At 72.9% G+C, this 13,982-nt stretch carries 12 protein-coding genes; 5 read left to right on the forward strand and 7 right to left on the reverse strand.

What is annotated here, in order from left to right:
* Positions 1 to 143 precede the first annotated feature (143 nt).
* A complete protein-coding gene (locus tag WA762_RS00625) occupies positions 144 to 1,682 on the forward strand; it encodes a hypothetical protein (RefSeq protein ID WP_443080484.1) in 1,539 nt (512 codons plus the stop codon).
* Between the two features lie 197 nt (positions 1,683 to 1,879).
* Here WA762_RS00625 and erpA read toward each other — a convergent pair whose 3' ends face one another.
* Positions 1,880 to 2,236 carry an iron-sulfur cluster insertion protein ErpA gene (gene erpA / locus WA762_RS00630; RefSeq protein ID WP_335931768.1) on the reverse strand — a complete coding sequence of 119 codons (357 nt, stop codon included), beginning with the start codon at positions 2,234 to 2,236 and terminating at the stop codon, positions 1,880 to 1,882.
* A 223-nt stretch (positions 2,237 to 2,459) separates the two neighbouring features.
* On the opposite strand from erpA, the gene nadA reads away from it, so the two are divergent.
* On the forward strand, positions 2,460 to 3,668 hold the full coding sequence (gene nadA, locus WA762_RS00635; protein WP_443080485.1) for a quinolinate synthase NadA: 1,209 nt from the start codon (positions 2,460 to 2,462) through the stop codon (positions 3,666 to 3,668).
* Between the two features lie 273 nt (positions 3,669 to 3,941).
* Here nadA and WA762_RS00640 read toward each other — a convergent pair whose 3' ends face one another.
* From WA762_RS00640 to WA762_RS00660, 5 genes are all read right to left on the reverse strand, one after another.
* Positions 3,942 to 7,091: an efflux RND transporter permease subunit gene (locus WA762_RS00640; RefSeq protein ID WP_335931772.1), complete on the reverse strand. Its 3,150-nt coding sequence runs from the start codon at positions 7,089 to 7,091 to the stop codon at positions 3,942 to 3,944.
* A gap of 252 nt (positions 7,092 to 7,343) precedes the next feature.
* Positions 7,344 to 8,039: a response regulator transcription factor gene (locus tag WA762_RS00645; protein ID WP_335931773.1), complete on the reverse strand. Its 696-nt coding sequence runs from the start codon at positions 8,037 to 8,039 to the stop codon at positions 7,344 to 7,346.
* Complete coding sequence (locus WA762_RS00650; RefSeq protein ID WP_335931776.1) at positions 8,036 to 9,304, reverse strand: sensor histidine kinase; 1,269 nt, start codon at positions 9,302 to 9,304, stop codon at positions 8,036 to 8,038. Before WA762_RS00650 ends, WA762_RS00645 begins: the two co-directional genes overlap by 4 nt.
* 200 nt (positions 9,305 to 9,504) lie before the next feature.
* Positions 9,505 to 9,783 carry a PspA-associated protein PspAA gene (gene pspAA / locus WA762_RS00655; protein ID WP_335931778.1) on the reverse strand — a complete coding sequence of 93 codons (279 nt, stop codon included), beginning with the start codon at positions 9,781 to 9,783 and terminating at the stop codon, positions 9,505 to 9,507.
* A 9-nt stretch (positions 9,784 to 9,792) separates the two neighbouring features.
* Entirely contained in the window at positions 9,793 to 10,572 is a 780-nt protein-coding gene (locus WA762_RS00660) for a PspA/IM30 family protein (RefSeq protein WP_335931780.1), read from the reverse strand.
* 311 nt (positions 10,573 to 10,883) lie between these two features.
* Between WA762_RS00660 and WA762_RS00665 the strand changes: the two genes are divergently transcribed.
* The 3 genes from WA762_RS00665 to WA762_RS00675 all read left to right on the forward strand — a co-directional run bounded on the left by WA762_RS00665 (position 10,884) and on the right by WA762_RS00675 (position 13,658).
* Positions 10,884 to 11,483 carry a DUF3043 domain-containing protein gene (locus tag WA762_RS00665; protein WP_335931782.1) on the forward strand — a complete coding sequence of 200 codons (600 nt, stop codon included), beginning with the start codon at positions 10,884 to 10,886 and terminating at the stop codon, positions 11,481 to 11,483.
* 140 nt (positions 11,484 to 11,623) lie between these two features.
* Positions 11,624 to 12,331, forward strand: coding sequence for a class I SAM-dependent methyltransferase (locus tag WA762_RS00670; protein WP_335931784.1), 708 nt, complete (start codon positions 11,624 to 11,626; stop codon positions 12,329 to 12,331).
* A gap of 229 nt (positions 12,332 to 12,560) precedes the next feature.
* Positions 12,561 to 13,658: a S1C family serine protease gene (locus WA762_RS00675; protein ID WP_335931786.1), complete on the forward strand. Its 1,098-nt coding sequence runs from the start codon at positions 12,561 to 12,563 to the stop codon at positions 13,656 to 13,658.
* A gap of 88 nt (positions 13,659 to 13,746) precedes the next feature.
* On the opposite strand, the gene WA762_RS00680 is transcribed toward WA762_RS00675, so the two are convergent.
* A complete protein-coding gene (locus WA762_RS00680) occupies positions 13,747 to 13,956 on the reverse strand; it encodes a hypothetical protein (protein WP_335931788.1) in 210 nt (69 codons plus the stop codon).
* Between the last annotated feature and the right edge of the window lie 26 nt (positions 13,957 to 13,982).

Below are 13,982 nucleotides of genomic sequence, written 5' to 3' on the forward strand. Positions count from 1 at the left end.
GTTCCCCCGGGTGGAGTACGGCCTCCCGCCCGGGGGAACCGTGTGCCCTCGCGCCCCGTCACACCGTTGTCCCCGACCCGTGGGACGGACGGCAGACCGGTCGACGGTCTGCGACGGCAGCGCAGGCGAAGGAGCGGATCCGGTTGAGCACCGAGCGACCCGACAACGATGTGACCGCGCCGACGGGAGACGTTCCGCAGGGGGCGTCGGCCGCGGCGGGACGGCCGAGGCGGCGTGCCGCGCTGGCGGCCTCGGTGGCGGCGGCCGTGCTGCTGGCCGGGGGCGGCGGCGCGTACTGGGCGGCGACCGCCGCGGACGGCGACGGCGGCACGGCGGCCGCCAAGAGCCCCACCCCTCCCCCGCTGGCCCTGGACCCGGATGCGGACGGTCCGGGTCCGTCGCCGGACGGCCCCCCGCGGGGCATCGCGATCGGCGAGCCCGATCCGCACGGCGGCCGGGTGGTCCACCGCGCGTCCGGAGAGCTTCCGCAGGGACCGGGGCGGGCTCCGGTGCGGCGCGCGGCGGGGACGGTCACGGCGGCGGAGGTGACCCGGCTGGCGAAGGCGCTCGGCCTGGCGGGCGTCCCTCGGGCGGAGGGCGGGTCCTGGACGGTCGGCTCGGACAAGGACGGCTCGGGGCCGTTCCTCCGGGTGGACCGGAGGGCCCCGGGCGCCTGGACCTTCGACCGGTACGGCTCCGGGGGCACGGACGACTGCCGGGGCGTCTCGTCGTGCGCCGGCGGAAAGGCGGCCCCGGGCGGGGGGCCGGCTCAGGACGGCGGCGGCTCCCCGGTGGACGAGAGCGCGGCGAAGGCGGCCGCGGCCCCGGTCCTGAAGGCCACGGGTCAGGGCGGCGCCGCGCTGGACGCCGGCCAGCTCATGGGGTCCGCCCGGGTGGTGAACGCCGACCCGGTGGTGGACGGGCTGCCCACGTACGGCTGGTCGACCGGCATCCGGGTGGGCCCGGACGGCGAGGTGGTCGGCGGCAGCGGGCATCTGAAGGGCCTGGAGAAGACGGACGACTATCCGGTCATCAGCGCGGGCGAGGCCCTGAAGCAGTTGAACGGCTCGTCGTCGCGGGCGGGCGGGGGCGCCGGGATCGGCGGGTGCGCCGACCCCGTACCGCTCAAGGACGGCGTGAGGTCGCCGGGGGTCCGGTGCGGGGCGCGGACCGGGGCGGAGCCGCCGGTCACGACGGTCACGGTCGACAAGGCGGTGTTCGGCCTGTCGCTGCGCCGGGTGGGGGGCGAGCAGGCGCTCGTGCCGTCCTGGCTCTTCTCGGTGCGGCCCACCGCGGGCGGCACGGGGACGACGGTGGCGCGGGTCGCCGTGGATCCCGCGTACCTGGCGAAGGACGCGTCGGCGACGCCTCCGGGCGACGAGGGCGGCACGTCCGGGGGCGACGCGCCCGGGACCTCGCCCGCCCGGCAGATCCTGTCGTACGCCGCCGAGGGGCGGACCTTGTCGGTGACGTTCTGGGGCGGGGTGTGCAGCGGATACGCGGCGAGCGCCGTCGAGGACGGGAAGAGCGTGACGGTGACGGTGACGGAGTCCGGGCGGGACGCGAAGAAGGTCTGCGTGATGACGGCCGAGGAGCTGACCCGGACGGTCACGCTGGACGCGCCGCTCGGCGACCGGACGGTGATCGACGCGGCCTCGGGCGCCCGCGTGCCCCGCGGCTGACGGCGCGTACGCGGGCGCGACCGTACGCGCGGGTCGGCGCGGGCGGGGGCGACGGCTCCGTGACGGCCCGGACGCACGGCGAGGGCGGTGGTTCCGGAATCCGGAACCACCGCCCTCGCACGCTCTCTCCGTCCCCCGCCTTCGAATGACCGGCGTTCGGGACGCGCCCGCTCTCGGGGCTCAGCCGCCCTCGCGGCTCAGCTGAAGGAGTCGCCGCAGGCGCAGGAGCCCGTGGCGTTCGGGTTGTCGATGGTGAAGCCCTGCTTCTCGATGGTGTCGACGAAGTCGATGGAGGCGCCGCCCAGGTAAGGAGCGCTCATCCGGTCGGTGACGACCTTGACGCCGTCGAACTCCTTCACGACGTCGCCGTCGAGCGAGCGCTCGTCGAAGAAGAGCTGGTAGCGCAGGCCCGAGCAGCCGCCGGGCTGGACGGCGACGCGCAGCGCCAGGTCGTCACGGCCCTCCTGCTCCAGCAGGCTCTTGACCTTCGCGGCGGCGGCGTCGGACAGGAGGATGCCGTCGCTCACGGTGGTGGTGTCGTCCGATACGGACATCTGCTTCTCTCCCGGGTTGTACGGAGACTGCTTGCCGACGTTGCAACCGTCGGGCCCGCGGATTCATTCCGGGCCGAGCGCTTGCCTGTTCCCTTCATGCTCGCACACGGGTCCCGCCGGGGGATGCGTCACATCGACGCTATCGGTGTCGTCAAAGTGACATAAAGCAGATATGATAGATAACGTCATTTCGACGAAAAGGCTCCTCCGCAGAGAAGAAAGGGTGCGTGACGTGACCACGGCCCACCCCGTCCAGGATCTCGACGTCCAGCCGACGCCCCTCGCGTTGCTCCTCCTCGGCCGCGAGGCCGACCCGAGGAGCGAGCGCGGCGTCGAGTGTCCGGGCGACCTGCCCGCCCCGTCCGACCCGGACCTGGTGGAGCGTGCCCGGGCGGCCAAGGAGAAGCTCGGGGACAAGGTGTTCGTCCTCGGCCACCACTACCAGCGCGACGAGGTCATCCAGTTCGCGGACGTCACCGGCGACTCGTTCAAGCTCGCCCGGGACGCGGCGGCCCGCCCGGACGCGGAGTACATCGTCTTCTGCGGTGTGCACTTCATGGCCGAGTCGGCGGACATCCTGACCACGGACGACCAGAAGGTCGTGCTGCCGGACCTGGCGGCGGGCTGCTCGATGGCCGACATGGCCACCGCCGAGCAGGTCGCGGAGTGCTGGGACGTGCTGACCGAGGCCGGGATCGCCGACCAGGTGGTGCCGGTCTCGTACATGAACTCCTCCGCCGACATCAAGGCGTTCACCGGCCGGCACGGCGGCACGATCTGCACCTCGTCCAACGCGCGGCGGGCACTGGAGTGGGCCTTCGCCCAGCGGGAGTCGGGGACGGCCAAGGTGCTCTTCCTGCCCGACCAGCACCTGGGCCGGAACACCGCCGTCCGGGACATGGGGATGTCGCTGGACGACTGCGTCGTCTACAACCCGCACAAGCCGAACGGCGGGCTGACCGCCGAGGAGCTGCGCGACGCGCGGATGATCCTGTGGCGCGGGCACTGCTCGGTGCACGGCCGCTTCTCGCTGGACTCGGTCGAGGACGTGCGCGCGCGCATACCGGGCGTGAACGTGCTGGTGCACCCGGAGTGCAGGCACGAGGTCGTGGCGGCGGCGGACTACGTCGGCTCGACGGAGTACATCATCAAGGCCCTGGAGGCGGCCCCGGCCGGCTCGAAGTGGGCGATCGGCACCGAGCTGAACCTGGTGCGCCGCCTGGCGAACCGTTTCGCCTCCGAGGGCAAGGAGATCGTCTTCCTCGACAAGACGGTCTGCTTCTGCTCGACGATGAACCGCATCGACCTGCCGCACCTGGTGTGGGCCCTGGAGTCGCTGGCCGAGGGCAACCTGGTCAACCGGATCCAGGTCGACCCGGAGACGGAGAAGTACGCGAAGCTGGCGCTGGAGCGGATGCTGGCGCTGCCGTAACGGACACGGCGCCCCCGCCCCGACGCCGTACGCGTCCGCGGCCGCCGTCCCGGCACACAGGTGCCGGGACGGCGGCCGCGCCGCGTTCCGGGCCGGAAGCGTGGGTTCCGGAGTCGGGCCGGGGCCGGTCCGGTCACCGGACCGGTCAGCGGACCGGTCACCGGGCCCGCGCGGTCGCCGAGAGCGCACGGCCGCGACGGGAGACGCCCCGGAGCGGCCCAGTCGTGCGGCCGTTCCGGGGCGTCCTGTCTCGGCGGCGGGCCGAGGGGCGGGTCAGAGGCTGCCGACCGGCTCCGGGGCGGACTCCGCGGCCTCGGGCGGGGTCGGGGCGCCGGTCTTCCGGGCCTTCTTGGCCGCCTTCTTCTCGGCGCGGCGCTCCTTGCGGAGTTCGACCATCGCGTAGAGCGTCGGCACCAGGAGCAGCGTCAGCAGGGTCGAGGTGACCAGGCCGCCGATCACGACCACCGCGAGCGGCTGCGAGATGAAGCCGCCCTCGCCGGTGACGCCGAGCGCCATCGGGAGCAGGGCGAAGATCGTCGCGAGTGCCGTCATCAGGATCGGGCGGAGGCGGTGGCGCCCGCCCTCGACGACCGCTTCGACGATGCCCATGCCCTGGGCCCGGTACTGGTTGATCAGGTCGATCAGCACGATCGCGTTGGTGACCACGATGCCGATGAGCATCAGCATGCCGATCATCGCCGGGACCCCCATCGGGGTACCGGTGAGAATGAGCAGACCGATCGCGCCGGTGGCCGCGAACGGGATGGAGACCAGCAGGATCAGCGGCTGGACGAGGGACCGGAAGGTCGCCACCAGCAACATGAACACGATCGCGATCGCGGCCAGCATGGCCAGGCCGAGCTTCAGGAAGGCGTCGTTCTGGTCCTCGGAGACCCCGCCGATGCTCGCGGTGGCGCCGTCCGGGAGCTTCAGGGCGTTGATCTTCGTCTGGAGCGCGGCGTTGATCGCGCCGGTGTTGTCACCGACCGGACGGGCGGTGACGGTCGCGGCGCGCTGGCCGTCGATACGGGTCATCGAGACCGGTCCGGGGACCAGTTCGACGTCGGCTATCTGCCCCAGCTCGACCGGGCCGAGGGGGAGCTTCTTCAGCTCGGCCATGGTGGTGGCCGGGTGGGCGGAGGTGATGACGACGTCGCGCTCGGTGTCGCCCATGGTCGCCTTGCCGGCCGGGGTGCCGCTCACCGCTCCGGCGACGACCGCGCCCAGCGCGGCCTGGTCGAAGCCGGCCGCCGCCGCCTTGGCGTTGGCCCTGACGGAGATCCTCGGGACGCTCTGCGCGAGGTCGCTCTGGACGTCGGTGACGTCCTTCAGCTTCGCGACCTCGGCCCGCACCTGCTCGGACGCCTTCTTCAGGACGTCCGCGTCGGCGGCCTTGACCACGACGGCGAGGTCCTGGCTGCCGAAGCCGCCGCCCGCCGAGATGGCGGTGTCGCCGATGCCGTCGAGCTTGCCGAACTCGGTCTCCAGGCGCTTCTGCACGGCCTCGGCGTCGCCCGCGTCCTTCAGGGTGATCTGGTAGGACGCCTGGTTGGAGCCGGTGCCGCCGCCGAAGGCCGCCATGAAGCCGGAGGAGCCGACGGTGACCTGGTAGTCCTTGACGGCCTTGTCGTCGGTGAGGACCTTCTCGATCTTCCGGGCCGCCGCGTCGGTGGCGGCCAGGCTGGTGCCGGGGGCCATCTTCTGCTTGACGGACAGGACTTCCTGCTCGCCCTGGTCGAAGAAGTTGGTCTTGAGTAGCGGGGCCATGCCGAAGGTGCCGAACAGCACCACGACGGCGATGACGACGCTGGTAATCCGGCGCCGGGTGGCGAAGCGCAGGACCGGGACGTACAGCCGCTGGAGCCGGCTGCGGGCCTCCTTCTCCTCGGCCTCGCGCCGGGCCTCGTCCGGGTCCTGGGCGGTGCCCTTGGGGGCGCGCAGGAACCAGTACGACAGCACGGGGACGACGGTCAGCGAGACCAGCAGCGACGCCAGCAGGGCCGCGGTGACGGTCAGCGAGAACGAGCCGAAGAGCTCGCCCACCATGCCGCCGACGAGGCCGATCGGCAGGAACACGGCGACCGTGGTGAGGGTCGAGGAGGTGACCGCGCCGGCCACCTCCTTCACCGCGGTGATGATCGCCGTCCCGCGCTCCTCGCCGTAGCCGAGGTGGCGCTTGATGTTCTCCAGGACCACGATCGAGTCGTCGACGACGCGGCCGATCGCGATGGTCAGCGCGCCGAGGGTGAGCATGTTGAGCGACAGGTCGCGGCTCCACAGCACGAGCAGCGCGAGCACCACGGAGAGCGGGATGGAGACCGCCGTGACCAGGGTGGAGCGCAGCGAGGCGAGGAAGAGCAGGATCACCACGACGGCGAAGACCAGGCCGAGCGCGCCCTCGGTGGTCAGTCCGGAGATCGCCTTGGAGACGGCCGGGCCCTGGTCGGTGACGACGGTCAGCTCGGCGCCGGAACCGAGGTCCCTGCGCAGGTCGGGGAGCTTGTCCTTGACGGCGTCCGAGATGGCGACGGCGCTGCCGTCCTTGTCCATCGTGGCCACCACGGCGAGGCTGGGCCGGCCGTTGGTGCGGGTGAGGGAGTCCGCCGTGGACGGCTCCTGCTTCACGGTGGCGACGTCGCCGACCCGGACCGGCTTGCCGGACTTGCCCGTCGCCGGGTCCTTCGCGACGACCCGCAGGTCCTCGATCTGCTTCAGCGAGGTGAACGGCCCGCCCACCTGGACGGTGCGGCTCTTGCCCGACTCGGAGAAGGAACCGGCCGGGACCGTCGCCCCGCCCGTCCTGAGCGCCTGGGCGAGCGTCATGGCGTCGAGACCGGCCGCCGCGAGCTTCTGGTCGTCGGGGGTGACGGAGACCTGGAGGTCCCGCACCCCGCTGACGGAGACCTGGCCGACGCCGTCGATGTCCTCCAGCGCGGGCACGACGGTGCGGTCCAGCTGGTCGGCGAGGGCCTGCTGGTCCTTGTCGGAGGTGACGGCGAGGACGACGGTCGGGATGTCGTCCGTCGAGCCGGCCACGACCTGCGGGTCCACGGTGTCGGGAAGCATGGCGCGGGCGCGGTTGACCGCCTGCTGGATGTCGGCGACGAGCTGCTTGCTGCCCCCGCTGTCGAAGTCGAAGGACGCCATGACGACGGCATTGCCCTCGCTGGCGGTCGACGTGATGCCGGTGACGCCGTCGACCGCCTTGATGGAGTTCTCCAGCGGCTCGACGACCTGCTTCTCGACCACGTCGGGCGACGCGCCCTGATAGGGGGCCAGCACCGACACCATCGGCAGGTCGATGGTCGGCAGCAGCTGCTGCTTGAGCTGCGGGATCGAGATCGCGCCGAACACGAGGGCGACGATCGATATCAGTCCGATCAGGGCTCGTTGCGCGAGGCTGAATCTGGACAGCCAGGACATGGGTGATGTCTCTCTTCTGTGGCTTGCGCGGCAGATGGGCGGGCAGCTGGGGGACAGACCCGGCCACCTACACGATTCCGTATCGGCGGCGGCAAAAGCCTCGGCCCCAGGGTCGCTTTCTCATCCCGCGCATACCGCAGCTGGAGTACGCCGCCCCTCCACCCCCCTCCACCCCGGGGCGAGTCCGCCCCCCGCCTCCGCCGCGTCCGCCCCGCCCGTGCCGGCGCCGGTTCCCGGCACGGCGGTGCGGCGTCACTCCGCCCGGGGGCGCACCAGGCCCGATTCGTAGGCGATGACGACCAGTTGCGCCCGGTCGCGCGCGCCGAGCTTCGCCATCGCCCGGTTCACATGGGTCTTGACGGTGAGTGGGCTGACGGCGAGCCGTTCGGCGATCTCGTCGTTGGAGTGCCCGCCCGCGACCAGGACCAGCACCTCGCGCTCCCGGCCGGTGAGCGCGGCCAGCCGCTCGGAGTACGCGGCGGAGCCGGATCCGCCGTCCGCCGCGCCGCCGCCCTGGGCGAGGAAGGTGGCGATCAGGCCCTTGGTCGCGGCCGGGGAGAGCAGCGCCTCGCCGGCCGCCGCGATGCGGATGGCGTTGAGGAGCTCCTCCGGTTCCGCCCCCTTCCCGAGGAAGCCGGAGGCGCCGGCGCGCAGCGACTGCACCACGTACTCGTCCACCTCGAAGGTGGTGAGCATGACCACCCGTACGGCCGTGAGCTCCGGGTCCGCGCTGATCATGCGGGTCGCGGCGAGCCCGTCCGTGCCGGGCATCCGGATGTCCATCAGCACCACGTCGGCGCGGGTCGCGCGGGCGAGTTCCACGGCCTGGGCGCCGTCCGCCGCCTCGCCGACCACCTCCATGTCGGCCTCGGAGTCGACCAGCACGCGGAACGCGCTGCGCAGCAGCGCCTGGTCGTCCACGAGCAGCACCTTGATGGGCGGTGTCATGCGTTCCGGTCCTCCCCCGTCCGGCCCGCCGCGCCCGGCTGGTTCCCCGGTTCCGTCGTACGGGCCTCGACGGGCAGGATCGCATGGACCCGGAAGCCGCCGCCGTAGCGGGGTCCGGCGGTGAGGGCGCCGCCGAGCGCGGTGACGCGTTCCCGCATGCCGAGCAGGCCGTGGCCGCCGCCGTCCGCGTTGGGGGCGCCGCCGCCGGAGCCGTTGTCGATCACCGTGATCTCGACGGTGGCCCCGACCCGCACGACGCTGATCTCGGCCGTCGCGTCCGGGCCCGCGTGCTTGCGGACGTTGGTCAGGGCCTCCTGGATCACCCGGTACGCGGCCAGGTCGACGGCGGCGGGCAGCGGGGGCCGCCGGTCGGCGCAGGCCACCTCGACGGCGAGTCCGGCCCGCCGCACGGTGTCCACCAGCTCGCCGAGGACCGCGAGCCCGGGGGCCGGTTCGGTCGGCGCGGCCGGGTCGCCGGACTGCCGCAGGAGGCCGACGGTGGCCCGGAGCTCGTCGAGGGCGCTGCGGCTGGCCTCCCGTACGTGCGCCAGCGCCTCCTTGGCCTGGTCGGGCCGCCGGTCCATGACATGGGCGGCCACCCCGGCCTGCACGTTGACCAGGGCGATGTGGTGGGCGACGACGTCGTGGAGGTCGCGGGCGATCCGCAGCCGTTCCTCGGCGACCCGGCGCCGGGCCTCCTCGTCGCGGGTCCGCTCGGCGCGTTCGGCGCGCTCCCGGATCGCGTCGACGAAGGCGCGCCGCGAGCGGACCGCGTCCCCCGCCGCGCAGGCCATGCCGGTCCAGGCGAAGATCCCGAAGTTCTCCTGGCTGTACCAGGGGGCGGCGCCGAAGCACATGGCGGTGGCGGTCAGCGCGACCGCCGTCAGCAGGCCGACCCGCCAGGTGGTGGGCCGGTCGGTGCCGGCGGCGACGGTGTACAGCGCGATGGCGTTGCTCAGCACCACCGGCCCGGGCGGATCGGAGATCACCAGCTCGACGACGGTCGGCACGGCGGTGACCGCCAGCACCGCCATGGCGTTGCGCCGCCGCCAGACGAGCGCCGCGGCGCCGATCGCCATCAGCAGCACGTCGCTCGCGTGCGGGCCGCGGGGTCCGGGAACCGGCCGGTCCGGTGCGCCGGGGTGGGCGAACGACAGGGTGATCATGGCCACGAGCGCGGCCGCCGCGAGCGCGGCGTCCATCGCCCGGGGATGGCCGCGCAGCCAGTGCCGGGCGCGCAGAACGCCCGTTCCGAGGGTGGTCACGGCAGGCTACGTTACGGCGTGTCGCGCGTCGGCCGGCCGGGCGGTGCGAAGACGTCCGGCCGGTGTCCGCGGGCGGGTCCCGGCCCAGGAGACGGGCGCGCTTCCGCGTACGCCCGTGCCCCGGGCCGGTGGACCGGAACCGGGGCACGGACGGGCGCGGTGTGCTGGAGGAAGCGGGACCGCGGGGCGCCGAAAGCGCCTCAGCCGGGGATGAGACCGTCGTCGCGGAGCATCGCCCGCACCTCTTCGAGGGTCGCGTCGGGCGACGGCAGGATCAGCTCGGACGGCTCCAGGGAGTCGTCCGGGAGGGGCTCGCCGAGTTCGCGCACCCTGCCCAGGAGCGCGTGGAGGGTGGCTCGGAAGGCCGGGCCGTCGCCCTTCTCCACCTCGGCCAGCAGTTCGTCGTCGAGCCCGTTGAGCTCGGCGAGATGGCTGTCGGCCAGGGTGACCTGGCCCTCCCCCATGATCCGTACGATCATGACGCCGCCTCAGCTCTTGTCGAACTTGTGCGGGGACTGGGCCGCCTGCCGCTGCGCGGCGTCCTGCGATCCGCCCTCGATGGCCTGCTGCGGGGCCCCGCCCGCCAGCTCGGCCTTCATGCGCTGGAGCTCCAGCTCCACGTCCGTGCCGCCGGAGATCCGGTCCAGCTCGGCCGCGATGTCGTCCTTGGCCGTGCCGGTCGGGTCGTCCAGGGCGCCGGACGCGAGCAGCTCGTCGATCGCGCCGGCCCGGGCCTGGAGCTGCTGGGTCTTGTCCTCGGCCCGCTGGATCGCCAGGCCGACGTCGCCCATCTCCTCCGAGATCCCGGAGAACGCCTCGCCGATCCGGGTCTGCGCCTGGGCGGCCGTGTAGGTGGCCTTGATGGTCTCCTTCTTGGTGCGGAAGGCGTCGACCTTGGCCTGCAGCCGCTGGGCCGCGAGGGTCAGCTTCTCCTCCTCGCCCTGCAACGTGGAGTGCTGCGTCTCCAGGTCGGTGACCTGCTGCTGGAGCGCGGCGCGCCGGGACAGCGCCTCACGGGCCAGGTCCTCGCGGCCGAGCGCGAGCGCCTTGCGGCCCTGGTCCTCCAGCTTGGCCGACTGCCCCTGGAGCTGGTTCAGCTGCAGCTCCAGCCGCTTGCGCGAGGTGGCCACGTCGGCGACGCCGCGACGCACCTTCTGAAGCAGTTCCAGCTGCTTCTGATACGAGTAATCGAGGGTCTCGCGCGGATCCTCGGCCCGGTCAAGGGCCTTGTTCGCCTTCGCGCGGAAGATCATCCCCATACGCTTCATGACACCGCTCATGGGCTTCGCGCGCCCCCTTCTGACGGACTGAGCTCCAGCACCCAACAGAACCCACAGTACGGGCCCTACCTCTATTACCGCACTGTTCGAGCACGGATGTGCTCCTCCCCAAGGACGACTGCGCCCCGTCGCCGCTCCGGCCCAGGGAGTAGACGCCGGTCGGGGAGTCCCGGACGCGGCCTCCCGGCGGGGGCCGGTGCGGACCCCGGCCGCCGTCTCCCATGGAGGACGCGGTCCGTTGCCGGATCGTTCCCGGGCGGCCTGGGGTCGCGGCGATCGACCCCGTACCCTTGGGCCTTGTGTTCCGTAGCCGTTCGAAGGAAGAGAAGGCGCCCACCGATAAGGTGACGGCGGACCTCTCCAAGAAGCCCCGCGACCCGCAGGCCCCCAAGGGTCGCCCCACCCCCAAGCGCAGCGACGCCCAGTCGCAGCGCCGCCGTGCCTCCACCGGCGCGCCGATGGACCGCAAGGAGGCCATGAAGCGGCAGCGCGAGGCGCGCCGCGCCGACCTGGCACGGCAGCGCGAGGCCCTCGCCAACGGCGACGAGCGCTATCTGCCGGTGCGCGACAAGGGCCCGGTGCGGCGCTACGTGCGCGACTACGTGGACTCGCGCTTCTGCGTCGCGGAGTTCTTCCTGCCGATGGCCGTGATCATTCTGATCCTCAGCGTGATCCAGGTGCGGAACATCCAGAGCATCTCGCTGCTGCTCTGGCTCGCCGTGATCGTGCTGATCGTCATCGACTCGATCGGCCTGTCGTTCCGTCTGCGGAAGCAGCTGAACGCCCGCTTCCCCGACACCCCCAAGCGCGGCGCGGTCGCCTACGGGCTGATGCGCACGCTCCAGATGCGTCGGCTTCGACTGCCGAAGCCGCAGGTCAAGCGTGGAGAACGGCCCTGAGCGGAGATCTTCCCGGCCCGGTCGGCGGTCCGCCCGCCGGACGGCCGGACGACATCACCCCCGTCACCGGTTTCTCGGGAGTCTCCTCGGCGTGGCTGAAGGGGCTCGGCGGGCTGCGCAACACCGTCCGCCAGGAGCTGGTGGCCCGGCAGCTCGACGAGCAGATCGCGGCCCGCTTCCCGGTCGGTCAGCGGCTGCGCGTCCTCGACGTGGGCATGGGCCAGGGCACGCAGGCGCTGCGTCTGGCCCGTGCCGGTCACACCGTGACGGGTCTGGAGTCCGACGCGGAGATGCTGCGGGTGGCCCGGGAGGCGCTCGGCGGTGAGCCCGCGGGCATCCGGGAGCGGGTGCGGCTGATCGAGGGCGACGGGCTGGACACCGGGGTGCACTTCCTGCCCGGCAGTTTCGACGTGGTGCTCTGCCACGGCGTGCTGATGTACGTCCGGGAGCCCGACGCGATGCTCGCCGGGCTGGCCCGGATGCTGGCCCCGGGCGGGCTGCTCTCGCTGCTGGTGCGGAACGCCGACGCGCTGGCGATGCGACCGGGCATCGCCGGGGACTGGGACGCGGCGCTGGCCGCCTTCGACACGGACGCGTACACCAACCGCCTGGGCCTGGCGGTGCGGGCCGACCGGCTGGACGTCCTGACCGCCACGCTCGCCGGGATCGCGGCGCCGCTGCACGCCTGGTACGGCGTGCGCGTCTTCACGGACAACGTGAGCAACGAGGAGGAGCTGCCGGCCGCCGCCGAGCTGGAGCGGGTGCTGGCCGCGGAGGACCGGGCCGGACGGACCGATCCCTACCGCCGGGTGGCCGCGCTGCTGCACCTCTGCGGCGTACGCGGCTGAGCCCGTCGGGGCCTCGCCGCGACGCCCGGGGCGCGGTCCGCGCCCTGCCGCGTGCACCGGTGCGCGGCGGACGGCCGGGGCGGTCCCGTTCACCCTCACGGCGTACCGGTCCTGGGCCGTCCCGCAAGTCCCGCCCGCCCGTCCGGGACGGGCCTTTGGGGCCGGGCCGGGCGTCCCGGCCCGCCGAACCCGGCGGGCCGTCGGCGGGACGCGAGGCAATGATCCGGGCATGGACGCATTCCACTCCCGTCACCGTGCCCGTCGGCTGGTCCCGCCCATAGCCGCAGGTCTCTGCGCGATGGCCCTGGTGGGCGGCTGCTCGGGCGAGACCTCCGGCGCGCTGAAGTCCGGCGTCGCCGCGTCGCCCTCGTCGCGCCAGGGACCCGTCTCCCAGGAGTCCGGCGACGGGGACCTGCAGAGCCGGTACGAGACCGTGATCAAGAACGTGCTGCCGTCGGTCGTGCAGATCGAGGCGTCCAACAGCCTGGGCTCGGGCGTCGTCTACGACGCCAGGGGCCATATCGTCACCAACGCCCACGTGGTCGGCCGCGGCAGGACGTTCAAGGTCACGGTCGCCACCGGCGGGAAACCGCAGAGCGCCACCCTGGTGTACGCCTATCCGGACCAGGACCTGGCCGTCGTCAGGCTCGACTCGGTGCCGAAGGGGCTGAAGCCCGCGAAGTTCGGCGACTCGCAGAGGGTCGAGGTGGGGCAGATCGTGCTGGCGATGGGCTCGCCGCTCGGCCTGTCCTCCAGCGTCACCCAGGGCATCGTCTCCGCGGTCGGCCGGACCGTCAGCGAGAGCAGCGCGGGCGGCGGCACGGGCGCGACGATCGCGAACATGGTGCAGACCTCGGCCGCGATCAACCCCGGGAACAGCGGGGGCGCGCTGGTCAACCTGAACAGCGAGGTGATCGGCATCCCGACGCTGGCGGCGATTGACCCCGATCTGGGCGGCGGCGCGGCTCCGGGGATCGGGTTCGCGATCCCGGCGTCGATGGTGAAGACGATCGCCGACCAGATCATCAGGAACGGCCGGGTCGTCGACTCGGGCCGGGCGGCCCTGAACATCACCGGGCGCACCGTCGTCGACCAGAACTACCAGCCCGCCGGGGTGGCGCTGGTCCGGGTGACGCCGGACGGGGCCGCGGCGAGGGCGGGTCTGCGGCCCGGCGACATCGTCACCAGGATCGGTGACACTCCCGTCACGACGATCACCTCCCTGTCGGAGGCGCTGGCCTCGGACAAACCGGGCCAGAAGGTCACGGTGACGTATCTGCGCAACGGGTCGGAGCGGACGGCCGAGGTCACCCTGGGCGAGATCTGAGGGCCGTCCCGGACCGCCGCGAAGTGCGGCGGGACGAGCCGCCGCGACCGGAGAAGCCGCCGGAGGGGCCTTTCCGGTCGCGGGCCGGTCAGGACTCGTCGGCGCGCAGGCTCATGGGGCCGTAGACCTCGGAGCCGTCCTCGAAGAGCGTCGCCTGTTCCGCCCCGCCGTCGAGGAGTTCCTTCCAGTACTCCCCGATCCAGGACTCCGCGTCGCCCTGCGTGGTGAATTCCTCCGGCCGCAGGGCCGGCTCCGTCTCCGTGCCGTCGGACTTCTCGAACCGCCACGTCCACGCCATGTCCGCCTCCTGAGTCGCTCTGACTG

Source organism: Streptomyces tyrfis, from assembly GCF_037034285.1.
In the GTDB taxonomy this organism is placed as follows: Bacteria; Actinomycetota; Actinomycetes; order Streptomycetales; family Streptomycetaceae; genus Streptomyces.

What these genes read in the sequence shown, in the direction of transcription:
- erpA (WP_335931768.1), bottom strand. Translation starts at nt 2,236, where the DNA reads ATGTCCGTATCGGACGACACCACCACCGTGAGCGACGGCATCCTCCTG.
- WA762_RS00640 (WP_335931772.1), bottom strand. Translation starts at nt 7,091, where the DNA reads ATGTCCTGGCTGTCCAGATTCAGCCTCGCGCAACGAGCCCTGATCGGA.
- WA762_RS00645 (WP_335931773.1), bottom strand. Translation starts at nt 8,039, where the DNA reads ATGACACCGCCCATCAAGGTGCTGCTCGTGGACGACCAGGCGCTGCTG.
- pspAA (WP_335931778.1), bottom strand. Translation starts at nt 9,783, where the DNA reads ATGATCGTACGGATCATGGGGGAGGGCCAGGTCACCCTGGCCGACAGC.
- WA762_RS00660 (WP_335931780.1), bottom strand. Translation starts at nt 10,572, where the DNA reads ATGAAGCGTATGGGGATGATCTTCCGCGCGAAGGCGAACAAGGCCCTT.
- WA762_RS00675 (WP_335931786.1), top strand. Translation starts at nt 12,561, where the DNA reads ATGGACGCATTCCACTCCCGTCACCGTGCCCGTCGGCTGGTCCCGCCC.
- WA762_RS00680 (WP_335931788.1), bottom strand. Translation starts at nt 13,956, where the DNA reads ATGGCGTGGACGTGGCGGTTCGAGAAGTCCGACGGCACGGAGACGGAG.